We start from the raw sequence: 23,816 nt of genomic DNA, 5'->3' as shown, positions 1-23,816 counted from the left end.
GGGCGAGTGGCGTGAATGGCGTGAACGGGCCGGGGGACGAGGGACGCGGCGGCGACGAGGGTGGCGGAGAGAGCGGCGGCAGCGCCCGTGAAGGGGGCGGGGCCGCCGGGGAGTTGACCGGGCGGCTGCTCGGCGGGCGGTACCGGGTCACCGGGCAGATCGGGCGCGGCGGCATGGGCGTCGTCTGCCGGGCGGTGGACGAGGTGCTGGGCCGCGAAGTCGCCGTGAAGGTGCTGCGCGCCTACACCGACGCGTCCGCGCCGGAGCTGGCCGACCTGCGGACCCGGATGCAGCGTGAGGCACGGGCCGCGGCCCGCATCCGGCACTCCGGCGTGGTCACCGTGCACGACGTGATCGACGAGGACGGGCGCCCGGTCATCGTCATGGAACTGGTCGACGGCCCGTCCCTGGACGACGCGCTCGACCGGGGCGGCGCCCTGGACCCGCGCGAGATCGCCGCCGTCGGCGCCAAGGTGATGGACGCGCTGGACGCCGCCCACCAGGTCGGCGTGCTGCACCGGGACGTCAAGCCCGGCAACGTACTGCTGGAGCGCTGGGAGCAGCGCGCGGGCCGCCCGGACGCCGGGGTGGGCCGCGTGGTGCTCACCGACTTCGGCATCGCGAGCATCGAGGCGCCCGACGACGGGGCGACCACCCACCTCACCCGCAGCGGCGAACTCGTCGGCTCGCTCGACTACCTGCCGCCCGAGCGCGCCCAGGGGCAGCCGCCCTCGCCCGCCTCGGACATCTGGTCGCTGGGCATGACGCTGTACGCGGCCGTGGAGGGCAGCGGCGCGCCCTTCCGCCGTACGTCGGTCTGGTCGACCCTGACGGCGATCGTCTCCGAACCGCTGCCCGAGCCGCGCCGGGCCGGGCCGCTGACGCCCGTACTGCACGCGCTGATGGCCAAGGACCCGGCCGCTCGGCCGAGCGCGGCCGAGGCACGGGCCCTGCTGACGGCGGTTGCCGACGGGCGCGACACGGTGCGGTTGGGGAGGGCGCCGGGGGTGGGAGCGGGATCGGGTACGCACACGGGGACAGATACGGGTGCGGGTACGGAGCCGGGTACAGGCCCGGGTACAGGTACGGGTACAACGCCGGGTACAGGTACAGGTACAGGTACAGGTACAGGTACAGGCCCGGGTACGCCGTGGACGCCGACCGCGGCGGACATCCCGGCGGCGGCGTTGCCGTCGCCGCCCGGCGGTCAGGCACCGACGGGGCCGGTCAGTGGCCAGTCGCCGACCGGGCCGGTCAGTGGCCAGTCGCCCACTGGCCCGGTCAGCGGCCGAGCACCCACCGGCCCGGTCCCCGCCGGAAACCCGGGGGAGCGGGAGACGAGCACCGTGGCGGCCACCGGCGCCGCCGCCCCTCCGTCCGGGCGGGGGCGCCGTGCCTGCATGCTCGCCGCCGCCGTGGCCGCCGTCCTGGTGGCGGGCGGCGGAGTGACGTACGGGCTGATGGCCCGGGACTCCGGCGGTACGGTCGCGGAGCGGCGGCCCGGCGCCCCTTCGCAGGAACAGGAACCGGCCGCGCGGGCGGGCGCGTCGGGCACCCCGAAGGAGACCGGGGGCGCCGAGCCGGGTGACCGGGCGACCGGGAAGGACGAGGGCGGGCGGAGCGCGGGGCCCGCCACCTCCGGCGAGCCGTCGAAGGGTGCCGCGTCCGGGCAGCCGAAGCCCGGCGGCGGCCCCGGCAACGGGAAGGGCGGCGACGGGGGAGTGGCGGCCGGCGGTACGGGAGGCGGGGGCGACGGCGGGCCGGGCGGCAGTGGCGGTTCCGCGTCCGGGGGAGAGGCGGCCGCTGTGGGCGGCGGCGGCGCCGCCGGTGGGACCGGTGGCGTGCCGGAGCCCAGCTCGTGCGCGCCGATCGGCGGCGGCAAGGTCAACTGCCAGGTGTGGCGCGCCGCCGCCTCGTACACCGGCTCCTTCCAGCAGGTCGGCAAGTTGAACGCGGGCACCAACTACTTCTACTGCCAGGCGAACCTGGGCCGCCGGGAGACGTACGGCCGGTGGACCAACACCTGGTGGGCGAAGACGGACGACGACAGCGGCAACAGCGGCGTGTACGTCAGCGCCGTCTACCTCAAGGGCGGCCGGAACGACGCGCCGGTACCCGGCCTGCCGACCTGCTGATCCGGGCCGTACGGAAGGGGCCGGGCCGGTACATGACGCCGAGTACCGGCCCGGCCCCGGACGCCGAGGCCGGTCGGACCCGGACGGCGCCGTGAGCCGGGCGGGCCGTACGGCCCGCCCGGCCGGTGCGCGGTGCACCACCAGGTGAACGCGCCCGTCAGCAGGTGAACTTGGCGTCGGCCCAGTCGCCGTGGTCGTAGAAGAAGCCGTCACCGGCGTCCTGCACGACCAGCCGTACGGTGCCCGCCCCGGTGACCGCCGCGCTGATCGCCTTCGCCGGGTCGGTGCCGGTCAGCTTGCCGCTCTCGGCGACCTTCTGACCGTCGGCCCACACCTCGAAGGTGACCGTCCCCTGGTCACCGGTCTCGTCGTCCACGCCGACCTGCGCGCTGAACGTCGAGCACTTGCCGCCCGTGTAGTACGTGATCTCGCTGGGCGCGTGGGTGCCCAGTCCCTTGGCGTACGGCACGCCGCCGATGGTGATCGGTGTCCCGTCACCGGGCCGCTGCCCGCCCACGCTCATGTCCTTCTCCACCGGCCCGTAGCCGTTGGTGGCGGAGAGCCAGGTCAGGTCGCTGGCGTAGGAGGTGCCGGCGGGCGGCGCCTGGACGGCGGTGACCGCGAACGGCAGCGTCAGGGTCACGTGTTGCCCGCGCGTGGAGCGGTAGTCGGTGGTCAGCGTCAGCTCGTACGGGCCGGGCTTGGTCCCCGTGAGCGGCGAGATCTTCCAGGCGGTGGCCAGTTCCTTGCCCGGGGGCAGGACCTGGGTGCCGGTGGACGTGACCGGCTCGACGCGCCAGCCCTGCGGGCCCTTGAGGTCGACCTTGACGTCCAGCGCGGGGGTGCGGCCCAGGTTGCGGGTGAGGGTGGCGGTCCGGACCTCCTTGCCGACCTCGATCGGCGCGACGCCGTCCGCCGCGGTGTCGAGGGCCGGCGGGTACTGCGCCCAGTGGCGGTCGGCGGCGACGCGGTACAGCAGTGTGCCGTGCGCCGGTACGGTCCCGGCGATCTCACCCGCGGTGTGGGTGTTCTCGTCCTTCCACAGGTCGCGCAGCCGGTAACCGCTGGCCTGCGGCAGACCCGCCTCCTTGGCCGTGGTGGTGATGTGCTGCGGGCGGTCGGTCTCGTTGAACAGGGCCACCGCCCGGTCGCCGTTGGCCAGCGGCTTGCTCAGGACCCAGCGGCCGCCCTCGGACTTCAGCACCTGGGCCTGCTTGCCCAGCGGGTCCTGGTCGAGCGCGATCACCTCGCGGTTGTCGAGGATGTCGAACGTCGCCTGGGAGGCCTTGCGCAGATCGGCGCCGATCAGCAGCGGCGCGGCCATCATCGACCACAGCGAGAAGTGGCTGCGGTACTCGGCGTCCGTCATGCCGCCGTTGCCGACCTCCAGCATGTCCGGGTCGTTCCAGTGACCGGGGCCGGCGTACGGCGCCAGCGGCGCGTTCGCCTTGAAGATCGAAACCATGCTGTCCCACACGTCACTGATGTCACCGGTGGTGCGCCACAGGTGCCCGACGTCCGCCGCCCACTCCCACGGCTTGTTCTCGCCCCACTCGCAAATGCTGTAGACGATGGGGCGGCCCGTCGCCTTCAGGGCGTCGCGCATGGTGATGTAGCGCTTCTTCGCGTCCACCCCCTGGTTGTTGCAGTTGTCGTATTTCAGGTAGTCCACTCCCCAGTCGGCGAACTGCTGGGCGTCGGAGTACTCATGGCCCAGCGCGCCGGGCATCGCCTGGGCACACGTCGTGGTGCCGGCGCTGGTGTAGATGCCGAGCTTCAGGCCCTTGGAGTGGACGTAGTCGGCCAGGGCCTTGATGCCGTTGGGGAAGCGGGTGGTGTCCGGGACCAGTTTTCCGTTCGCGTCCCGCTCCTTCTTGGCCCAGCAGTCGTCCAGGTTCACGTACTCGTAACCGGCGGCCTTGAGCCCCTTCGCGACGAAGATGTCGGCGATTCCTTTGATCATCGCCTCGTTGAAGTCGGCTCCGCAGTGGGTGGAGTTCCAGTTGTTGAAGCCCATGGGAGGCGTCCTGGCCAGGCCGTCGGGCAGTCGCGGGGCGGCGGACGCGGCTGCTTCGGCGGGGACGGCCGTGGTGGCCGCGGTGGACGGGGAACCGGGTGGGCCGTCGGCGTCGGCCGTGCGGGCCGCGGCGGGCAGGGCCGTCACCCCGGTCGAGCACAGGAACGCCGCGGACAGCACCGCGACGACTCTTCGCCGGGCGCGGCGGGTGGTGAGAGGGGTGTGCGGGCGCATGATTCGCGTCCTCCGTTCGGGGAGAGAGCAGTAAGTCATGTACCAGTCAATTGCGGGTGTTTACGGTAAGGCTTGTTGGACTGTGTTGGAAGGCGACCGGGGAAAATACGGGAAGGGGCCGCCGAAAGCCTTGACCGATGCCCGAGTTGGGAGTGAGATCCCAGCACTCGCGTTCGGTTCTGTTCGGTTCCATCGCCGAGGAGGGGAGAGGACATGGTCCGGTCATGGGGGGACGGCCCAGGTGAAAGCGCGCACCGGCCGGTACACGCGGTGCCCCGGCGGTCGGTGCTGCGGGGCGTGGCGGCCGGTGCGGGGGCGGTCGCGCTGCCGTCGCTGCTCGCCGCCTGCGGCAACGGTTCCGGTGACGGCGTCACCCTGGGGTCCAACGCCTCGGACACGGTGCCGAAGCGCGCGTACGCCGACGCCTTCGCGGCGTACGAGAAGAAGTCGAAGAAAACGGTGAAGGTCAACACGGTCAACCACGAGAACTTCCAGGAGAACATCAACCGTTACCTCCAGGGCACGCCCGATGACGTCTTCACGTGGTTCGCCGGTTACCGCATGCAGTACTTCGCGCGAAAGGGCCTGCTCGCCGACATCAGTGATCTCTGGAGGAAGTTCGACGGGTTCTCCGACGCGGTGAAGAAACAGTCCACGGGCGAGGACGGCAAGCAGTACTTCGTGCCGTACTACTACTACCCGTGGGCGGTCTTCCACCGGAAGAGCGTTTTCCGGACGCGGGGTTACGAGATCCCGCAGAACTTCGATCAGTACCGCGCGCTCGCCCGGCAGATGCAGAAGGACGGCCTCACCCCATTCGCCTTCGGCGACAAGGAAGGCTGGCCCGCGATGGGCACCTTCGACTACCTCGACATGCGGGCCAACGGTTACGACTTCCACATCGCCCTGATGCGCGGGGAGAAATCCTGGACGAGCCCGCAGGTACGGCAGGTCTTCGACCTGTGGCGGAGCCTGCTGCCGTACCACCAGAAAGGCGCCAACGGCCGGACCTGGCAGGAGGCGGCCCAGTCCCTCCAGGGCGGGAAGGCCGGCATGGCGGTGCTCGGACTCCAGCACCCCGGCCAGCAGTTCACCGCGGAGAACCGCGCGGACCTGGACCTCTTCCCGTTCCCCGAGATCGACCCGGCCTTCGGGCAGGAGGCGGTCGAGGCGCCGATGGACGGGTTCCTGATGGCGAAGAAGGCGCGGCACCGGGAAGCCGCCCGCGACCTGCTCGCCTTCCTCGCCACACCCCAGGCCGAGCTGGCCTACCTGAAGCGGGACCCGAACAATGTCGCGGCCAACGGCGGGGCCGGCACCCGGACGTACGACGCCCTGCAGAAGAAGGCGGTCCGGCTGGTGTCCGGCGCCCGGCAGATAGCGCAGTTCATGGACCGCGACACCCGCCCCGATTTCGCCTCGACCGTACTGATCCAGGCCCTCCAGCAGTTCATCGGCGACCCGGACGACATCGACGGCCTGGTCAACAGCATCGAACGGCAGAAAGCGCGGATATTCGCCGCGGACTGACGCCGTGACCGCCACCGACCGTACGACCGACGGGGGACCGGGAGCCATGCCGAAGACCGCGGCGCGCCGCGCCGGACGCCGGAGGCCGCGGCGCCACACCCGCCGCGACCTCGCTGTCCTGTGCGTCCTGCTGGGCCTGCCGATCCTGCTCGACCTCGTCCTCGTCTGGGGCCCGACGTTGGCCTCCATCGGCCTGTCCTTCACCGACTGGGACGGCGTCGGTGACATCGAATGGGCCGGCCTCGGCAATTACGCGCACCTCTTCGCCGATTACCCGCAATTCTGGCCGGCGGTCCGCAACAATTTGCTGTGGCTCGCCGCCCTCGGCCTGCTCGCCACACCGTTCGGCCTGCTGCTCGCCGTGCTCGTCGACCGCGGCGTGCGGTTCAGCCGCTTCTACCAGTCCACCCTCTACATGCCGGTGGTGCTCTCGCTCGCCGTCGTCGGCTTCATCGCCCAGCTGATCCTCTCCCGGGACCAGGGCGCCCTGAACGCCCTGCTGGGCAGCGAGCGGGACCCGGTCGACTGGCTCGGCGACCCGGACCTCAACATCTGGATGATCCTGCTGGCCGCCTGCTGGCGCCACACCGGGTACGTCATGATCCTGTACCTCGCCGGGCTGAAGTCGGTGGACCCGACGCTCAAGGAGGCCGCGGCCGTCGACGGGGCCACCGAGCGGCAGACGTTCTTCCGGGTCGTGCTGCCGGCCCTGCGTCCGGTCAACGTCATCGTCGGCGTCATCACCGTCATCGAGGCCCTGCGCGCCTTCGACATCGTCTACGCGGTCAACAAGGGACGCAACGGCCTGGAACTGCTGTCCGTCCTGGTGACCGACAACATCGTCGGCGAGGCGAGCCGGATCGGCTTCGGCTCGGCCATCGCGGTCGTCCTGCTGCTGGTCTCCCTCGGGTTCATCATCACCTATCTCGTCCAGGAACTGAGGGGGAGGAGCGCCGATGACCGTGCCCGCCGTACGGGCCGCGCGCCCGGCACGCCCCGCCGGGCCGCCCGGTGGCGCACCGGGCCGCCGCCGGGGTGGCCAGGGTGGCCGGGCCGGTCGCCGGGGCGGCCGCTGGGGTGTGCACGCCTTTCTGCTCGCCGTCTCGCTCGCCTTCCTCGCGCCGCTGCTGCTGGCCGTCTACGCGTCGCTGCGCCCGTACGAGGAGACCGCCAGGGACGGATACTTCTCCCTGCCGAGCCGGCTCTCGTTCGACTATTACCGGCAGGCGTTCACCGATTCCGGCATGGGCCGGTATTTCCTGAACACCCTCCTGATCGCGGTGCCGGGCGTGCTGATCACGCTCTTCCTCGCGTCCTTCACCGCCTTCGCCGTGGCCCGGCTGCGGCTGCGCGGTTCGCTGCTCCTGCTGATGTTCTTCACGGCCGGCAACCTGCTGCCGCAACAGGTCATCGTCACGCCGCTCTACGTGCTCTTCACCAAGGTGCCGCTGCCGTACTGGATGTCCGACTCGCTGACGCTCTACGATTCCCTGTGGGCCGTGCTCGCCGTGCAGATCGCCTTCCAACTCGGCTTCTGCGTCTTCGTGCTGGCGAATTTCATGCGGACCCTGCCGCGGGAAATCCTGGAGGCCGCGGTCGTCGACGGCGCCGGGGTGTGGACGCGTTACCGGCACGTGACACTGCCACTGTGCCGGCCCGCTCTCGCCGCGCTGGGCACCCTGGAATTCACCTGGATGTACAACGACTTCCTGTGGGGCCTGGTCTTCCTCTCCGACGGCGACAAACTCCCGGTCACCTCGGCCCTGAACAACCTGCGCGGCCAGTTCTTCACGGACTACAACCTGCTGGCGGCGGGCTCGGTCATCGTCGCCCTGCCCACGATCGTGGTCTTCCTGCTCCTGCAACGGCACTTCATCGCGGGTCTGACCCTGGGCGCGAACAAGGGGTGACGGGCCGGGCGGCGCCCCCGTACGCCCCGCGCGCGGGAAATGCGGTGCGTGGCCCCTTGCCGGGGCGGCCGGGGACGGCGACGCTCCGGCTACCGCACGAGCGGGAAAGGGGAGCGTCATGACGAACGCACAGATGTGGGCGCTGATCGTGGGATTCGCGTCGCCGGTGCTCATCTCCGTCGTCAATCAGCCGCAGTGGTCGCACGCCACCAGAACTCTGGTGCAGGTGATGGTCTCGGTGCTGGTGGGACTGGGGAGCGCGCTCTTCGCCGGGGATTTCGCCGGAAAGGACGTGGTGACCAGCATCCTCGTCGCCGCGGTGGCCGCGATCAGCGCGTACAAGGGGGTCTTCAAACCTTCCGGTATCGCGCCACGGGTGGAAAAGGCCACGTCCGTGGCAGCACGCCGATAGCCCCGGCCCCGCGAAAGTTTCCGTGGCAGGGTGTAACGGGCAACTCACAGGGGTCTAGGGACAAGGGGGCAATGTGATCGTCTGGCTGAACGGCGCGTCCGGTGCGGGGAAGTCCACCGCGGCCCGGCACCTGCTGGACCTGCTTCCCGGAAGCACGCTCTACGACCCCGAACTGGTCGGCAGCGAGCTGCGACTGTTGCTGCCCGCCGCACGGCTGGAGCAGATCGGCGGCTACCAGGACCTGCCGTCCTGGCGCCGGCTCGTCGTGGACACGGCCGCCGCGCTGCTCAACGAGGTGCCGGGGCCGCTCATCACACCCATGCCGCTGCTGCGCCAGGAGTACCGGGACGAGATATTCGGCGGCCTCGCCTCGCGCCGGGTGCCCGTACGCCATGTTCTGCTGCATGCGGAGGAAACGATCCTCCGGGAGCGTGCGGACCGGCGCGCGGGCCGTGCCGGGGGCGCGCCGGCCGACGCGGCGGCGCGGGACCGGTGCCGGGCGCACCTGGAGGCGTACGAGGACGCGCTCGGCTGGCTCAAGCAGGACGCGCATGTCATCGACACGGCCCGGCTGACCCCCGGGAGACCGCCGAACGGGTCGCCGAAGCGGTCCGCGCCGGTGCCGGGGCCTGCGACATCGTGCAGACACCGGAGCCCACGGCGGAGACCCTCGCGGCCGGTGTGCTGCTCTTCGACGACGCCGACCGGGTCCTGCTGGTGGATCCGACGTACAAGCCGGGCTGGGAGTTCCCGGGCGGCGTCGTGGAGCCGGGCGAGCCGCCGGCCCGCGCGGGACTGCGCGAGGTCACCGAGGAACTGGGCATCCGGCTGCGGAGCGCGCCCCGGCTGCTGGTGCTGGACTGGGAACCGCCGAAGCCGCCCGGCTTCGGCGGACTGCGGATGCTCTTCGACGGCGGACGGCTGGCGGGCGAGCAGATCCGGGACCTGCTGCTGCCGGGGCCCGAACTGCGGGACTGGCGGTTCGCCACCGAGGCCGAGGCGGCGGACATGCTGCCCCCGGTGCGCTGGAACCGGCTGCGCTGGGCCCTGCGCGCACGCGAACAGGGACGTCCGCTGAATCTTGAGGCGGGCGTCCCTGTGGAGTGAGGGGCCGTACGGCGGTCCTGGGCGGCGGTCCTGGGCGGCGGCCCGGGACGGCGGTCCGAGGTGGCGGTCCGGAGTGGCGGTCCGGAGTGGCGGTCCGGGGCGGCGGGAGAGTCCCGGACCGGCCGTCGCGGGTGTCCTACGGGCGGAGCGGTTCAGCTGTCGCCCCAAGGAGCGGGCGGTTCAGCCGCCGCCCCGGGGACGGGCGGCTCAGCTGCCGGCGGCCTCGTACTGGCGCGCGTACCGCTGGAGGAACAGCGCCTCGGCCAGCGAGAGGCGCTCCAGCTCCTCCGGCGAGACGCTCTCATTGACCGCGTGGATCTGCGCCTCCGGCTCGCTGAGGCCGATGAGCAGGATCTCGGCCTGCGGGTAGAGCGCGGCCAGCGTGTTGCACAGCGGGATCGAGCCGCCCATACCGGACGTCTGCATCTCGGTGCCGTCGTACGCCTCCCGCATCGCCTCGGCCATCGACGCGTACGCCGGGCTGTCGGTGTCCGCGCGGAACGGCTGGCCCTGCCCGATCTGCTCGACGGTGACCCGCGCGCCCCACGGGGCGGCCTTCTCCAGGTGCGCGGTGAGCAGCTCGGATGCCTTCACGGCGTCCGTGCCCGGCGGGATCCGCAGGCTCACCAGCGCCCGCGCGCCCGCCTGCACGGACGGCGTGGCGCCGACCACCGGCGGGCAGTCGATGCCGAGGACGGTGACGGCGGGGCGGGCCCAGACGCGGTCGGCGACCGTACCGCTGCCGGTCAGCTCCACACCGTCCAGCACCTTGGCGTCCTTGCGGAACTCCTCCTCCGCGTACTGCAGGCCCTCCCAGCTCGCGTCCGCCTCCAGGCCGTCGACGACCGCCGAGCCGTCCTCCGCGCGCAGCGAGTCCAGGATGCGGATCAGCGCCGCCAGCGCGTCCGGCGCCGCCCCGCCGAACTGGCCGGAGTGGAGGTTGCCCTCCAGGGTTTCCACCTGGACCCGGACCAGCGTCATGCCGCGCAGGGTCGCCGTCACCGTCGGCAGGCCGACCCGGAAGTTGCCCGTGTCACCGATCACGATGGTGTCGGCGGTCAGCAGCTCGGGGTGGGCCTCGGCGTACTGCTCCAGCCCGCCGGTGCCCTGCTCCTCGGAGCCCTCCACGATCACCTTGACGTTGACCGGGACGCCGCCGTGCTCCTTGAGGGCCCGCAGCGCCGTCAGGTGCATGATCAGACCGCCCTTGCAGTCGGCCGCGCCGCGCCCGTACCAGCGGCCGTCCCGCTCGGTCAGCTCGAACGGCGGCGATATCCAGGCCGACTCGTCCAGCGGCGGCTGCACGTCGTAGTGCGCGTACAGCAGGACGGTCGGCGCGCCGGCCGGTCCCGGCAGGAAGCCGTACACGGACCGGGTGCCGTCCGGGGTGTCCAGCAGGGCCACGTCCGTGAAGCCCTCGGACCGCAGCGCGCCCGCCACCCACTCGGCGGCGGCCTCGCACTCGCTCCGGGGGAACTGCGCCGGGTCGGCGACCGACTTGAAGGCCACCAGTTCGGCCAGCTCGGTCCTGGCCCGGGGCTGCAGCGAGGCGACGGTGTGCGCGAGCGGGCTGTCAGGCATGGAACGCTCCTTGTGGGCGCGGCGTTGTACACGTGGGGTCACGTGCCGGTCCGTCCGGTTCTACCGCACCGGACCAACCGTACGTACGGGCGATTGTGGGGCCGATCTTCCCACAGGAAGGGCCTCCGACGACGCGCCGTAGGATGCGGGCGGTACGCGCAGCAAGGCATCGAACGGGAGCAGAAGCACAGGTGAGCAGCGACAGCGCAGCCGAGGGGAACCAGCAGGTGTGGGATGTCGTGGTGGTGGGCGCGGGGCCCGCCGGAGCCTCGGCCGCCTACGCAGCGGCGTGTACGGGACGCCGGGTGCTGCTCTTGGAGAAGGCCGAACTCCCCCGCTACAAGACCTGCGGCGGCGGCATCATCGGACCGTCCCGCGACGCGCTGCCGCCCGGCTTCGACCTGCCGCTGCGCGACCGGGTGTACGCGGTGACGTTCTCCCTCAACGGGAAGCTGACCCGCACCCGCCGCTCGAAGAACATGCTGTTCGGGCTCGTCAACCGTCCCGACTTCGACGCCCAGCTGGTCAAGACGGCCCAGGACGCCGGCGCCGAGCTGCGCACCGGTGCCACGGTCTCGCGCGTCGAACAGCACGGCTCGGCCGTGCCGGACCGGCGGACCGTCGCCGTGGTGCTGGGCGACGGCGAGGTGGTGCTGGCCCGCGCGGTGGTCGGCGCGGACGGCAGCGCCAGCCGGATAGGCGCCCACGTCGGCGTGAAGATGGACCAGGTCGACCTGGGCCTGGAGGCCGAGATTCCGGTACCGCCGACGGTCGCCGAGGACTGGGCCGGACGGGTGCTGGTCGACTGGGGCCCGATCCCGGGCAGCTACGGCTGGGTCTTCCCCAAGGGCGACACCCTCACCGTCGGGGTGATCTCGGCCCGCGGGGAGGGCGCCGCGACCAAGCGCTACCTGGACGACTTCATCGGCCGGCTCGGCCTCGCGGGCTTCGAGCCGAGCATCTCCTCCGGCCATCTGACCCGCTGCCGCGCCGAGGACTCGCCGCTCTCCCGCGGCCGCGTCCTGGTGTGCGGCGACGCCGCCGGGCTGCTGGAGCCGTGGACCCGCGAAGGCATCTCCTTCGCGCTGCGCTCCGGGCGGCTCGCGGGGAGTGGGCCGCCCGCGTCGCGGAGGCGCACGACGCGGTGGACGCCCGCCGCCAGGCCCTGAACTACGCCTTCGCGATCAAGGCCGGGCTCGGCGTGGAGATGGGCGTCGGCCGCCGTATGCTCACCCTCTTCTCCCGCCGCCCCGGCCTGATCCACGCCGCCCTGACCGGCTTCCGCCCGGCCTGGCACGCCTTCGCGAAGATCGTCCGGGGGACGACCACGCTGGCCGAGATCGTCCGTACGCATCCGGTCGCGCGGCGGGCGATGGGGGCGGTGGACAAGTAGGGGGCGGGGGCCGGAACAGGGGCCGTCGGTCGGCGGCTACTCCCGGGGAGTACGCCTGATCACCGCGCCGGGCGGACGCCCCGGTCCGGTGTGCCGGTCTAGCGTGACGGCATGGACAACGTACGGCCGCGGTGGGCGCGGCTCCGCAGCCCGCGTCCGGAGAACCCGCGTGCGTCCGGTCCGCTTCCGGGCGGGTGGCGGGTGCGCGGCCGGCGCCCGGGCCGGTGGTGGGCGCGCGGCTCACGCCGGTACCGGTGGCGGGCGCCGGAGGACGGCGGGCCCGGGGGCTCGTGGCGGGCCGTGGACGACGGCGGGCTCGGGGGCCGGGGGCGGGCCGTGGACGACGGCGGACCGGTGGGCCGGGCCGGCGGGCGGCTGCCCTGGGTCTCGACGGTCTGGTTCACCGTGTTCGTTTTCGTCGGCACCCGGTTCGCCGCGAAGGGTCAGCCGGGCCGCGTCGATCTCGACCTGCCGGCGTACCTGCTGGTGATCGCGGGCGCGGCCCTGCTGCTCCTGCGGCACCGCCACCCGCGCACCGTCGCCCTCGGCACCGCGCTCACCACCACCGTCTACCTCGCCGCCGGGTACCCGTACGGCCCGGTCCTGTTCCTCTCCGCCTTCGGCTGCTTCGCGGCCGTCGTCGCCGGGCACCGCGCCGCCGCCTGGTCCGCCGTCGGCCTGGTCTGGGGAAGTCACCTCCTGGTCGGCCACTTCCTCTACCGCTGGCTGCCGCCGCGGGGCGACGGGCCCGCGGCCTGGGGAGAGCAGCTGTTCGTCACGGTCCTGGTGGTGGCGGTCGTGGCGGTCTCCGAGCTGGCGCGCGTACGCCGTGAGCAGTTCGCACGGGTACGTGCCGAGCAGCGGGCCGCGGCGCGGCGGCGGGCCGACGAGGAACGGCTGCGGATCGCCCGGGAACTGCACGACGTGCTGGCCCACAGCATCTCCGTCATCAACGTCCAGGCGGGCGTCGGCCTCGCTCTGCTGGACGACGACCCCGAGCAGGCCCGCACCGCCCTGACCACCATCAAGGCCGCCAGCAGGGAAGCGCTGGGCGAGGTCCGGCAGGTCCTGGACACCCTGCGGGCACCGGGCGCCGCACCGCGCGCCCCGGCACCCGGCCTGGACCGGCTGCCCGAATTGTGCGAGCAGGCCGAGGACGCCGGCCTGGCGGTCGAGGTCACCGTGGACGGCACGCCCGCAGACCTCGCTCCGGGCACCGACCTCGCCGCCTTCCGCATCGTCCAGGAGGCGCTCACCAACGTCGTACGCCACTCCGGGTCCCGCACCGCCCGCGTCCGCCTCGGCCACCTCCCCGGCACGCTGGAGATCACGGTGGACGACGACGGCCCGGCGACCGCCGCCGGGCGCGCCGGAGACGTCACCGGGGGCGGCAACGGCCTGGTCGGCATGGGCGAACGCGCCGCCGCACTCGGCGGCACCGTCGAGGCGGGACCACGCCCGGACGGCGGCTTCCGGGTGCGCGCCCGCATCCCGCCGCGCCCCGCGACACCCGCCGGGCCGCCGGAGCCGGAGCGGCCCGGTGCCGCGCACCCTCCGGATACGGTGAGGGGTCAGACCACCGAGGAGGAGTCGTGATCCGGGTACTGCTCGCCGACGACCAGCTGCTGGTCCGCGCCGGCTTCCGGGCGCTGCTGGACGCCCAGCCCGACATCGAGGTCGTCGGCGAGGCGGCGGACGGCGCGGAGGCGCTGCTCGCCCTGCGCGACCTGTGCCCCGACACGGTCCTGATGGACATCCGGATGCCGGTGCTGGACGGGCTGGCCGCCACCCGCCAGATCACCGAGGATCCCCGGCTGTCCGCCGTGAAGGTCGTCATGCTCACCACCTTCGAGCTGGACGAGTACGTCTTCGAGGCGATCCGCTGCGGCGCCTCCGGCTTTCTGGTCAAGGACACCGAACCGGAGGAACTGGTGCGGGCGGTACGCGCCGTGGTCGAGGGCGACGCGCTGCTCTCGCCGGGGGTCACCCGCCGGCTGATCGCCGAGTTCGCCGCGCGTTCCAAGGAACCGGCGGCGGACGGCGCCCTGGCCGCGCTCACCGAGCGGGAGCGGGAGGTGATGGCGCTGGTCGGCCTCGGGATGTCGAACGAGGAGATCGCCCGCCGCCTGGTCGTCAGCCCGCTGACCGCCAAGACGCACGTCAGCCGCACGATGGTCAAGCTGGGCGCCCGCGACCGGGCCCAACTCGTCGTGCTGGCCTATGAGTCCGGGCTCGTACGGCCCGGGTGGCTCGGGTAGCGGCCCACCGGGACGGCCTGGGCGGTCCGGGGCGGCACCGCATGGCACCACACGGCACAGTACGGGGCGGGGTGGCCCGGGACGGCTCGGGTGGCCCAAGGCGGTCCGGGGCGGGCCGGGACGGCTCGGGTGGTCCAAGGCGGTCCGGGGCGGGCCGGGACGGCTCGGGAGGTCCAAGGCGGTCCGGGGGGACCGGGACGGCTCGGGTGGTCCAAGGCGGTCCGGGGCGGGCCGGGACGGCTCGGGAGGTCCAAGGCGGTCCGGGGGGACCGGGACGGCTCAGGGCGACGCGGAACGTCCCCGGTCCCCTCCCCGACCGGAGATCATTCCGCCAGGGCCCCCGGCCCGGAGCGCCGGCCGGCGGAGCGGCGCAGCACCCGTACCACCCGCCAGACGAAGGCGATCCCCGCCACGCTCGCGGCCGCCGCCACGAGCGCTCCCGTCGCGTTCCGGCTCAGCTGGAGGAACAGCAAGGGGCTCACGACCGCACCGAAGGTGAGGGCGGCCACGAACACGCCGGTCAGCAGCGCGAATCCGATCTCGACGGTCATCGCGTCGCGTTCGGCCTGGGAACGGGTCGGTGACATGGAGACAGGCTGTCATATGCCGCCCCGCATTTCGGGGTTGCGTGATCGAGCACCGCTCCCTGCCGCTCCTCCCTCCGTCGCCGCCCGACCGGCCCGTCGCCGGTCGAGTCTTCCGCGAACCCCGGCCCCCTCCGTCGTACGGCGACCGTCAGATACCCGAGCGCTCCTGCCACAGCCGGGCCAGCCCGGCATCACCCGTGACGCTGATGTCGTCCAGCGAACGGCGGTTCCACAGGGCGAGATACAGGTCGGAAGCCGGGCCCTCGATCACGCAGTCCGCGGCGGCAGCGCCGGACGGCGCGGTGTCTCCCGGCGCCGCGGCGCCCGGTATGCGCTCGGCGTGCGGCGGCGCGTCCGACAGCCGGACCGTCCAGGCCGCGCCGGGGCTGCCGGCTTCTCCGGCGGCCCGTATCAGCAGCGTCTTCGGCAACTCCGTACGCATCGTGCTGCGCTCGCGCGCCTGTATGCCGACGAGCAGCTCGTCGATGCCGTCGACGGCGAAGGCGGGCGCGCAGGCCGTGATGTCCGCGCCGAGCGCCGCCTCCGCGTCGGCGCGGTGCACCGCCGTCTCGTGCGCCTGGCGGCGCGTCCAGAAGGCCAGCGGGGACGGCGCGGGCAGGAAGGTCCAGCACGACAGGTCCGCCGGGGCCGAACGCAGCGCCCGCACCAGGGTCCGGCAGCCGTCGCGCAGCCAGCCGGCGAGCTGCTCGTCGGGCAGGCCCGGGTCCTCGGGGAACGGGACCGGCTGCTGGAGGCCTTGCGCCACGAAGCCTGTCGCCCAGCGGTGCACCCGACCCGTGTGGGAGAGCAGGTCGCGCACCCGCCACTCCGGGCAGGTGGGGACCGGCGCGTCGGCTCCGGCCTTCTCGGCGGCGTCCGCGAGGAGTTGCCCGTCCCGCTCCAGGGACTCGGTGAAGTCAGTGTTCTCCATGCCGCTGAGTGTGCCAGCTACCACTGACAACGGACCCGCGCGCGCCCGGCCGTCCGCGCAGCGCCCGGTGGACCAGCCCGAGCAGCAGCGCGTTGACCAGCGCGGCGACGGCCAGCGTCAGGATCAGGTACCACTGCGGCGAGCCGGCTTCGCCCCACAGCGCGTCCCCGGCGAGCCACAGCGGGAAGACCGTGGGGGCGGTGAGCAGCGCCACCCAGACGCCGGAGAAGGAGGCGTCCTCGTGCTGCACGAAGGCCAGGTCCACCACGGCGAAGAGCGCCGCGGCGAGCACCAGTGCGAGGTAGCCGAGCGAGACCGGATTGCCGAACATCAACCGCGCGGGTCCGCGCAGTCGAGGTGTGACGTTCATGCAGCCCCCCAGGTGTCGGGGTGGCCGGGTGGCTCCGGGGTGCGCGTCCCGCGCGCCGGTGCCCGCCGGCCGGATGCCCTGGACGAATCCGTGACCAAGCAGACAATTATGGTCCGCATCCGGTCCCTTCCGACAGGTCGGGTACCCGGTATCGGTGTATCGACTCCCGCGTATGCACTCGTACGCGCCGCGCGGTAGGCGTACGGGACACGGCCGGCCGGACGGGATGCGACCCGCCGGACGGGATGCGCGCAGCGCTTACCGGAGGGCGGCCCGCGCTCTTCCCGCGCGGAAGGGTGGCCCGTATTTTGTTTACTGCCGGCACAAAGCAAGAATGGGGACGTGACCCACACTCGGACAACCAGGCTGGAGCGGGGCCGCAGCGCTCTCGGACCCGCACTGGAGCTCGTACACACCGGGCGCGCACCCACCCGTGCCGTCCTGACCTCGGAACTCGGCGTGACCCGGGCGACCGCGGGCGCGGTGGCGGCGGAGTTGGAAGCGCTCGGGCTGATCGTCGTCGACTCCCGCCCGACCTCCTCGGCCGGGTCCCAGGGCCGCCCCTCCCACCGGCTGTTCCTGGACGAGAACGGTCCCGTCGTCCTCGCCGGACAGATCCACGCCGACGGGTACCGCGTCGCGCTGGTCGGCCTCGGCGGCCGGATCGTGGCCACCGTGAGCGGCTGCGGCACTATCCCCGCCGACCCGGCGCACGTGCTGGCCGAAGCGGTGGCGGCGGGCTCCGGGCTGCTCGAACGGACCGGACGGCGCTGCCTGGGCGCCGCGCTCGCCATCCCGTCGGCCGTCGCCGAACCCGACGGCGAGGCGCTCAACCCGCTCCACCTGGCCTGGCCTTCGGGCGCTCCCGTACGCCGCCTGTTCCGGCGTGCCCTCGCCGAGGCCGGCATCCCCGGGGTCACCACCGCGGTCGGCTTCACCGGCAACGACGTCAACCTCGCCGCACTGGCCGAACACCGGCACGGCGCCGGACGCGGCGCCCGCGACCTGCTGTGCGTCGCCTCCGGGCACCGGGGCGTCGGCGGCGCGCTGGTCCTGGACGGCCGGTTGCACAGCGGCAGTTCGGGCCTGGCCCTGGAGGTCGGCCACCTGACCGTCAACCCGGAGGGCGCGCCCTGTCACTGCGGCAGCCGCGGCTGCCTGGACGTCGAGGCGGACCCGCTCGCCTTCCTCGGCGCCGCGGGCCGCACGCCCGGCCCCGAGGGCTCGCTGCTCCGGCAGGCCACCGACCTGCTCCGCGAGGAGTACCAGGACCCGTCCGTACGGGCCGCCGCCAACCTGCTGATCGACCGGCTGGGCCTCGGGATCGCCGGACTCGTCAACATCCTCAACCCCGACCGCATCATCCTCGGCGGCCTGCACCGCGAACTATTGGGCGCCGACCCGGAACGGCTGCGGGCCGTGGTCGCCGAGCGCAGCCTGTGGGGGCGCAGCGGCGGCGTACCGATCCTGCCGTGCACGCTCGACCACAACAGCCTGGTCGGCGCGGCGGAGCTGGCGTGGCAGCCGGTGCTGGACGATCCGCTGGTCGTCCTGGAGGGAGAGGGCCAGGAAGCGGGCCCCGCCTGAACGGCCCGGGCGCGGACGCCTGTTCGACGGTTTTCCTCGAAATCCCTTGTGGTCCATGCCACCTGGGATGGACGTGATGTGAGCCACAAGGGTTCCGGCGGCACTGCCTGAACAGTGTGTATGACACTCGGTTGGTCGCCGCTCACGCAAGAAGGGGCCTGCGCGCCGCTCGAAATGCCCAGCCGGGCAGGGCAAGATAGGTGCGACAACCGCTTGTCCGGTGGTGCGGTCCGGGAAGTCCACGGTCCGCGACTCCGGGCGGCGCGCAGGCATGAAGGGCCCTGCCCCCATGGCGGTCAACCAGGCGGAGGCAGGACCCAGCTGCAGGGGCCCCGGTGTTCAGCCGGGGCCTTACTGCTGTTCAGTGGAAGTGCTGAAAGGTTTCACGCAGGAATTTCAACGCCGCGTACAGCGGGCTGAACCAGCGCGCCTTCCGAAAGAAGCCCTCCCACGAACAGCGAGTACAGCAGCACCCCTTCGGACACGAGTCCATCGGGTATCACCTCCGGTCCGGGGCCGGTGTCATCGCGACCCCGCGGGAGCCGCGAGCTGGTCCGCCAGGGCCGGAGGTGAGGCAACAGATTAGCTCGGTGTGACCGTCCTCATAGCCCTCTCGGGTAACAGCAGGTGCCGCGGCATCGGAGTCCGGCCCGGCACCGCGGGCCGCAGGGCGCTTCTCCGCCGACCGCCCGGGTGCCCTTCAGGTCCGGGACCTGCGGGAATTCACTTACTTTGCGGTAGCGCCCAGTGTCAGTTCCCGTTCCGGCCGTTGCCTAAATCACATGCGTGAGAGAGGTGTTGGGGGTCCGCGTCCCCAAGAAGGTCGTTGCTTCCGCAAATACTGTTTCCTCGTCGGCGTCGGCGGAACGCCTGTCGAGCAAGCCTGGCGGCCCGTCAGCAGCGAGCCACCGCGCCCCACCCTTCACCTTCCGTTCACACGTCGTCCGCCTGGCAGGTGGCTTCTCGTCCGGTCCGCGTCGGACCGTCGTGCCGCCCCTTCCTCCGCGACCTCTGGACGGACACCGTGACCGCGATACGTACGCGCCGCCGGCCCCGTATTTTCACTCTTGCCCTCGTCACCGGATCGGTCCTGGCCGGTACGGCGGTCGTTTCCCCTGCTCACGCGGTTCCGGCCGGTGACGTCCGGATCAACGAAGTGGTGACCACCGGGAGCGTCGAGGACTCGGTCGAGCTGTACAACAAGGGCCCCGCGACGATCGACATCTCGGGCTGGGTCCTCAAGGACGACAAGGACGGCTCGAAGTACACGATCGCTGCCGGGACCGAGCTGGCCGCGGGCGCCTTCCGTGCCTTCGACGTCCACGACGACTTCGGGCTGGGCGCGGACGACACGGCCCGCCTGTATCTGCCGGACGGCAAGACCCTGGTCGACAGCTTCTCCTGGCGCAAACATTCCGCCCCCTCCTGGTCACGCTGTCCCGACGGCACCGGTGCCTTCAAGGCCGCCGAGGTGACCCTGGGCGCCGCCAACGGCTGCGGTGGCAGCGGCTCCACCCCGACGGCGTGGCCCGGCGGCGGCGCCGTGCAGAACGCCGATGCCGCCGATGTCTTCGGCGAGGACCTCAGCGGTCTCCACCAGGACGGCGACGTCATGTGGGCCGCCCAGAACAGCGGCAAGCTGTGGCGCCTGATCCGTGACGCCTCCGGCGGCTGGACGCCCGACACCGGCCGCGGCTGGGCCTCCGGCAAGACCCTGCGCTTCCCCGGCGGTTCCGGACGCCCCGACAGCGAGGGCGTGACCGTGACCGGCGGCGGAGCCGCCGCAGGTGTCTTCGTGGCCAGTGAGCGCAATGGCGACGCCTCCGGCACCAGCCGGCTGTCCGTCCTGAAATACGGCGTCTCCGGGACCGGTTCCACCCTGACCGCCGCCAAGGAGTGGAACCTCACCTCCGACCTGCCGTCCGTCGGCTCCAACCTCGGCTTCGAGGGCATCACCTGGGTCCCCGACGCCTACCTGACGGGAGCTGCCTTCAAGGACGCCTCCACCGGCGCCGCGTACGCCCCGGCACGGTACGGCGCCCACAGCGGCGGCGTGTTCTTCACCGGCGTCGAAGGCACCGGCATGATCCACGGCTACGTCCTGGAGGACTCCGGCGCCTTCACCCGCGTCGCGTCCTTCAGCAGCGGCATGAGCGGCGTCATGGAACTCCAGTGGGAACCCCGGGCCGCCCGCCTGTGGGCCGTCTGTGACGACACATGCAAGGGACAGCACCGCACTTTGCAGGTCACCCCCAACGGCACCTTCACCACCACCGCCGTCTACAACCGCCCCGCCGGCATGCCCAACTACAACAACGAGGGCTTCACCCTGGCAGGCGCCGATGAGTGCACCGCCGGATCCAAGCCCGTCTACTGGTCCGACGACAGCAACGACGACGGCCACGCCCTGCGCAAGGGCGGTATCACCTGCTGACCTCTGCCCCGGCCGCCCCTCCCCGCCACCGCGGTGCGGCCCGCCGGCCGACGGCGGTCTCGAAGGCCGCGTGGGCCAGCAGCCGCGTCGAGTCCAGCGTCGGCAGCGGGGAAACCTCCGGCGTCACCAGGAGCGGAATCTCCGTGCACACGAGGGCGACCGCCTCGCAGCCGCGTGCGGCCAGCCGCTCGATGACGCGTAGGTACTCCTGGCGGGCGGATTCGGAGAAGACGCCGTTCACCAGCTCGTCGAAGATGATCCGGTGGACGGTACGGCGGTCGTCCTCGTCCGGTACGTCGGCCGCGATGCCCCGGGAGCCCAGCGCGCGCCCGTAGAGCGGACCGTCCATCGTGTACGCGGTGCCCAGGACGCCGACGCGCCGGTACCCGTCACGGGCGGCGCGTTCGGCGACCACCTCGGCTATGTGCAGGCCGGGCAGCGGCAGTTCGTCGCCGGGCAGTTCGAGGGCCAGGTGGGCGGTGTTGTCCGGGCAGACGAAGAAGTCCGCGCCCGCGCGGGCGAGCCGGGCCACGCTCCCGGCGAGCGTCGCCCGGATCGAGTGATGATCACCGGCCTCCCAGGCGGGCATGGACCGCGCCATGCTGACGCAGTCCAGCGTCACGTCGGGATGGTCGTACGCCCCCAGCTCGGCGGACGCCTCCTGGCAGAAGGCCCGGAAGCACAGCGCCGCTCCTTCGGCGCTGTGCGCGAGGATGCCCAGGTGTTCCACGGTCCCTCCAGTGGCCGGCGGTTCACGATGCCGCCATTGTCGCCCACCCCACTGACAGCGGCCGTCCGCCCACCGGCTTCAGGCGTCCGCCCACCGGCTTCAGACGCCTCCCGCCGCCCCCCACGCCACCGCGAACGCGCGGGCCGGATTCTCCGTGAAGATCCGCCGCACCAGCTCGGCCCCCAGGGTGAGTTCGAGCCGCGGCCGCAGGCGGCGCAGCAGGTGAGGCATACCTGGCCCGCCGTTGACCGACCGGGCCGCCGCCGTCGTCGTGTCGCCGCCGAGGAGCAGCCGGTCCCCGTACCCGGCGTCGGCGAGCGCGGCCAGCGCGTCGGGCAGCCGCCAGTCCGTGGCGTGGTGGGCCCGCGACGGGCCGTCGAACGCCAGATAGGCCCCGGCAGCGGCGGCCGACCGGTGGGCCACCGGGTCGGGGGAGCGGTTGAGGTGGCCCAGCACGACCCGCTGCGGCGGCACCGCCAGCCTCCCGCACAGCAGGTCCAGTACATCCTGGGCCCCGGTGCCCAGCTCCAGGTGGACGCCGATGGAGGCGCCGGTGGCGTGGTGGGCCTCGGCCGCGGCGGTCATGGTGTACCGGGCGTGCGCGTCCAGGCCGTGGAAGCCGCCGGCGACTTTGACCATCCCGGCCCGTGGGCGGGCGCCGGCGTCGTCGGCCGCATCGGTACGGCCGTCACCACGCCTCCCGGGCCGGCTCCCGATCCCCGTCGTCAGCTCCGCCACGAACAGCTCCGCCAGTTCCGCCGAGCCCCCGCCGGAGCCGGTCGCACCGCCCGTCGCCCCTACCCGTTCCAGTACCTCGGGCGCGTAATGCACCGCCTGGTGCAGACCTGTCGCCGCGACGATCCGCACCCCGGACTCCTCGGCGAGCCGCCGCAGTTCACCGGCGCGCCGCCCCATCCCGTACGGCGTCCACTGGATCACCGTGCCACCGCCCGCCTCCCGGAAGGCCCGCAGCTCGGCCGCCGCCGCGCCGGTGTCGTCGAGTTCCTGTCCGGGCAGCTGCGGGCTGCGCAGGAACAGGTGGTCGTGGGCGTCGCAGAGGCCCAGCGAGGCGGGGGAGACGTCTCCCGACACCGTACGGACGGTGGGTTCTTCCGGTCGCGCGTTCACCACTGTGCCCCGGTCGGCAGCTGCCCGGCCTCCGGCGCGGACAGGTGCGGCACCTGGAAGCGTTCCCCGTCCGACTCGGGCGCGGTGCCTTCCCAGAGGGTGAAGTGCACCAGCTCCCAGTGCCGTGGGTCGAGCGCGAGCGCGGTGGTGTGCACCCCGTCGGTACGGGCCAGCCGCCGCTGACCGGCCACTGCCTCCGCCACGGCGGTGGCCGGATCCGTCGTCTCGGCGAGCGCCTGGGTACGGCGGACGAAGGAGCCCGGCACCGCTCCGGCGGACGGCCCCCGCTCGTGGTGGACGCCGGTCCAGTGCCGCACCTCCGGGCGGCCGAAGTCGCGGATCACGCCGCGGAAGCCGTCACCGAGCAGGAAACGGTTCATCGCCAGGGGGTCGGCCCAGAGGTAGAACGGCGCATATTGATTGACGGGCGAACCGTCGACACCGCGTTCCCGGACGCCGTACGCCTTGATCCCGAGTCCCGCGCAGGTGTCGAGGAGGTGCCCCCGGGTCCGGACCCGGTCACGGATGATGCCCATGTCGTAGTCGGCGGGGAGAGTGACGGTGTACTGCATGGCGTGCACGGGTGCTCCGAGTGGGTGGACGAAACGGTGGGGCGCGGGCTCACGGGGCCCGCTCGGCGTCTTTCCGGTACGCATGCGGATGCGCATGCGGGTGGGCGTGGCCCGGTGACGGGGCGTCAGGCGGTCGGCGCCGGATGGGTGGTGCGGGCCGTGAGCAGGGCGAGCACACCGTGCACCGCGGTGTCGAAGGGGGCGGGCGACTCGGCGGCGCGGGCCAGTACGTAGCCGCCCTGCACGGTCGCGACGACAGCGGCCGCGGTCCCCTCCGGGTCCAGTTCCGCGTCGAACTCGCCGCGCTCGCACCCCTCGCGGAGGATTCCGGCGATCCGGCCGCGCAGCCAGTCGAGCGTCTCGAAGACGGGCTGCCGCAGCGCCGGGTCGGCGATGACGTCCGGGTCCATGGTCAGCCGGCCCACCGGGCAGCCGCGCAGCACGTCGCGCTCGCGCAGCAGGTAGGCCCGCACCCGTTCCAGGGCGCTGCCGTCCCCGGAGAGGGCGGTGTCGGCGGTGGTCCGCATGACCTCGGCGGTACGGCGGATGGCGGCGAGCGCGAGGTCGGACTTGCCCGCGAAGTGGTGGTACATACTCCCTTGCCCGACACCGGCGCGCTGCAGGATCGCCTTCGGGCTGGTGCCGGTGAAGCCGCGCTCCCAGAGGAGCTCCCTGGTGCTCTCGACGAGCCGTTCGGAAGTGGTCATGCGGCGACTGTACATACCAGTAGTTACAGAGATCAACTTCGGGTGTGCGGTGCGGGTGGACGGACCAGTGCGGAGTGCCTGCCCCCGCATCGCCTGCTCCCCTCGCCGTACGCACGGTGTCGTCGGCCGTACGACGACCGGCGGCCCCCGGCGGGCCAGGCTCGGAAGGGCGGACCACGCAGTCGCGCCGCGA

General features: G+C 72.7%; 17 protein-coding genes and 3 pseudogenes. 11 read left to right on the top strand and 9 right to left on the bottom strand.

Annotated elements, in window-relative coordinates; translation table 11 throughout:
- Positions 1-20 precede the first annotated feature (20 nt).
- On the top strand, positions 21-2,135 hold the full coding sequence (locus ACEXOX_RS10200) for a protein kinase domain-containing protein (RefSeq protein ID WP_406520049.1): 2,115 nt from the start codon (positions 21-23) through the stop codon (positions 2,133-2,135).
- Between the two features lie 157 nt (positions 2,136-2,292).
- Here the strand turns inward: ACEXOX_RS10200 and ACEXOX_RS10195 are convergent, their stop codons facing one another.
- Complete coding sequence (locus ACEXOX_RS10195) at positions 2,293-4,386, bottom strand: NPCBM/NEW2 domain-containing protein (protein ID WP_406520048.1); 2,094 nt, start codon at positions 4,384-4,386, stop codon at positions 2,293-2,295.
- A 270-nt stretch (positions 4,387-4,656) separates the two neighbouring features.
- Between ACEXOX_RS10195 and ACEXOX_RS10190 the strand changes: the two genes are divergently transcribed.
- The 5 genes and pseudogenes from ACEXOX_RS10190 (at position 4,657) to ACEXOX_RS10170 (ending at position 9,345) form a co-directional block, all read left to right on the top strand.
- A complete protein-coding gene (locus ACEXOX_RS10190; protein WP_406520046.1) occupies positions 4,657-5,916 on the top strand; it encodes an ABC transporter substrate-binding protein in 1,260 nt (419 codons plus the stop codon).
- A gap of 46 nt (positions 5,917-5,962) precedes the next feature.
- A pseudogene (locus ACEXOX_RS10185) lies at positions 5,963-6,862 on the top strand (carbohydrate ABC transporter permease); the annotation flags it as partial.
- Positions 6,863-6,872: 10 nt separating this feature from the next.
- Positions 6,873-7,826, top strand: a complete 954-nt coding sequence (locus tag ACEXOX_RS10180; RefSeq protein WP_406520045.1) for a carbohydrate ABC transporter permease — start codon at positions 6,873-6,875, stop codon at positions 7,824-7,826.
- Positions 7,827-7,944: 118 nt separating this feature from the next.
- Positions 7,945-8,238, top strand: coding sequence for a hypothetical protein (locus ACEXOX_RS10175; RefSeq protein WP_030023639.1), 294 nt, complete (start codon positions 7,945-7,947; stop codon positions 8,236-8,238).
- Positions 8,239-8,311: 73 nt separating this feature from the next.
- Positions 8,312-9,345: pseudogene (locus ACEXOX_RS10170) on the top strand (NUDIX domain-containing protein).
- 207 nt (positions 9,346-9,552) lie between these two features.
- Here ACEXOX_RS10170 and ACEXOX_RS10165 read toward each other — a convergent pair.
- Complete coding sequence (locus ACEXOX_RS10165; protein ID WP_406520043.1) at positions 9,553-10,926, bottom strand: dipeptidase; 1,374 nt, start codon at positions 10,924-10,926, stop codon at positions 9,553-9,555.
- 191 nt (positions 10,927-11,117) lie between these two features.
- On the opposite strand from ACEXOX_RS10165, the pseudogene ACEXOX_RS10160 reads away from it, so the two are divergent.
- From ACEXOX_RS10160 to ACEXOX_RS10150, 3 genes and pseudogenes are all read left to right on the top strand, one after another.
- Positions 11,118-12,319: pseudogene (locus tag ACEXOX_RS10160) on the top strand (geranylgeranyl reductase family protein).
- A gap of 336 nt (positions 12,320-12,655) precedes the next feature.
- Positions 12,656-13,915 (top strand): sensor histidine kinase, encoded by a 1,260-nt coding sequence (locus ACEXOX_RS10155; RefSeq protein WP_406520042.1) that lies wholly within the window; start codon positions 12,656-12,658, stop codon positions 13,913-13,915.
- Positions 13,912-14,577, top strand: coding sequence for a response regulator (locus ACEXOX_RS10150; protein WP_406520041.1), 666 nt, complete (start codon positions 13,912-13,914; stop codon positions 14,575-14,577). Before ACEXOX_RS10155 ends, ACEXOX_RS10150 begins: the two co-directional genes overlap by 4 nt.
- 323 nt (positions 14,578-14,900) lie before the next feature.
- Here the strand turns inward: ACEXOX_RS10150 and ACEXOX_RS10145 are convergent, their stop codons facing one another.
- The 3 genes from ACEXOX_RS10145 to ACEXOX_RS10135 all read right to left on the bottom strand — a co-directional run bounded on the left by ACEXOX_RS10145 (position 14,901) and on the right by ACEXOX_RS10135 (position 16,465).
- Positions 14,901-15,164 (bottom strand): DUF6332 family protein, encoded by a 264-nt coding sequence (locus ACEXOX_RS10145; protein ID WP_406520040.1) that lies wholly within the window; start codon positions 15,162-15,164, stop codon positions 14,901-14,903.
- A 148-nt stretch (positions 15,165-15,312) separates the two neighbouring features.
- The gene (locus ACEXOX_RS10140) at positions 15,313-16,095 is read right to left on the bottom strand and encodes a maleylpyruvate isomerase family mycothiol-dependent enzyme (protein WP_406520039.1); all 783 of its coding nucleotides are present in this window, start codon (positions 16,093-16,095) and stop codon (positions 15,313-15,315) included.
- Complete coding sequence (locus ACEXOX_RS10135) at positions 16,082-16,465, bottom strand: SCO4225 family membrane protein (RefSeq protein WP_406520038.1); 384 nt, start codon at positions 16,463-16,465, stop codon at positions 16,082-16,084. The genes ACEXOX_RS10140 and ACEXOX_RS10135 overlap by 14 nt, the downstream gene beginning before the upstream one ends.
- 342 nt (positions 16,466-16,807) lie before the next feature.
- Between ACEXOX_RS10135 and ACEXOX_RS10130 the strand changes: the two genes are divergently transcribed.
- Both ACEXOX_RS10130 and ACEXOX_RS10125 read left to right on the top strand, forming a co-directional pair.
- A complete protein-coding gene (locus ACEXOX_RS10130; RefSeq protein WP_406520037.1) occupies positions 16,808-18,052 on the top strand; it encodes an ROK family protein in 1,245 nt (414 codons plus the stop codon).
- Between the two features lie 1,024 nt (positions 18,053-19,076).
- The gene (locus tag ACEXOX_RS10125; protein WP_406520036.1) at positions 19,077-20,486 is read left to right on the top strand and encodes a lamin tail domain-containing protein; all 1,410 of its coding nucleotides are present in this window, start codon (positions 19,077-19,079) and stop codon (positions 20,484-20,486) included.
- Here ACEXOX_RS10125 and ACEXOX_RS10120 read toward each other — a convergent pair.
- From ACEXOX_RS10120 to ACEXOX_RS10105, 4 genes are all read right to left on the bottom strand, one after another.
- Positions 20,476-21,216, bottom strand: a complete 741-nt coding sequence (locus ACEXOX_RS10120) for an aspartate/glutamate racemase family protein (protein WP_406520034.1) — start codon at positions 21,214-21,216, stop codon at positions 20,476-20,478. The genes ACEXOX_RS10125 and ACEXOX_RS10120 overlap by 11 nt on opposite strands.
- A gap of 99 nt (positions 21,217-21,315) precedes the next feature.
- Positions 21,316-22,344: a phosphotriesterase gene (locus ACEXOX_RS10115; RefSeq protein ID WP_406520033.1), complete on the bottom strand. Its 1,029-nt coding sequence runs from the start codon at positions 22,342-22,344 to the stop codon at positions 21,316-21,318.
- A complete protein-coding gene (locus ACEXOX_RS10110; protein ID WP_406520032.1) occupies positions 22,341-22,925 on the bottom strand; it encodes a DUF4865 family protein in 585 nt (194 codons plus the stop codon). Before ACEXOX_RS10110 ends, ACEXOX_RS10115 begins: the two co-directional genes overlap by 4 nt.
- 116 nt (positions 22,926-23,041) lie before the next feature.
- Positions 23,042-23,623 (bottom strand): TetR/AcrR family transcriptional regulator, encoded by a 582-nt coding sequence (locus tag ACEXOX_RS10105; RefSeq protein ID WP_406520031.1) that lies wholly within the window; start codon positions 23,621-23,623, stop codon positions 23,042-23,044.
- Positions 23,624-23,816: the final 193 nt, after the last annotated feature.

The organism is Streptomyces sp. Ac-502 (assembly GCF_045222935.1).
In the GTDB taxonomy this organism is placed as follows: Bacteria; Actinomycetota; Actinomycetes; order Streptomycetales; family Streptomycetaceae; genus Streptomyces; species Streptomyces monomycini.
Note: the sequence above shows the minus strand (reverse complement) of the source record. Positions and strands in the feature narration are given on the sequence as shown.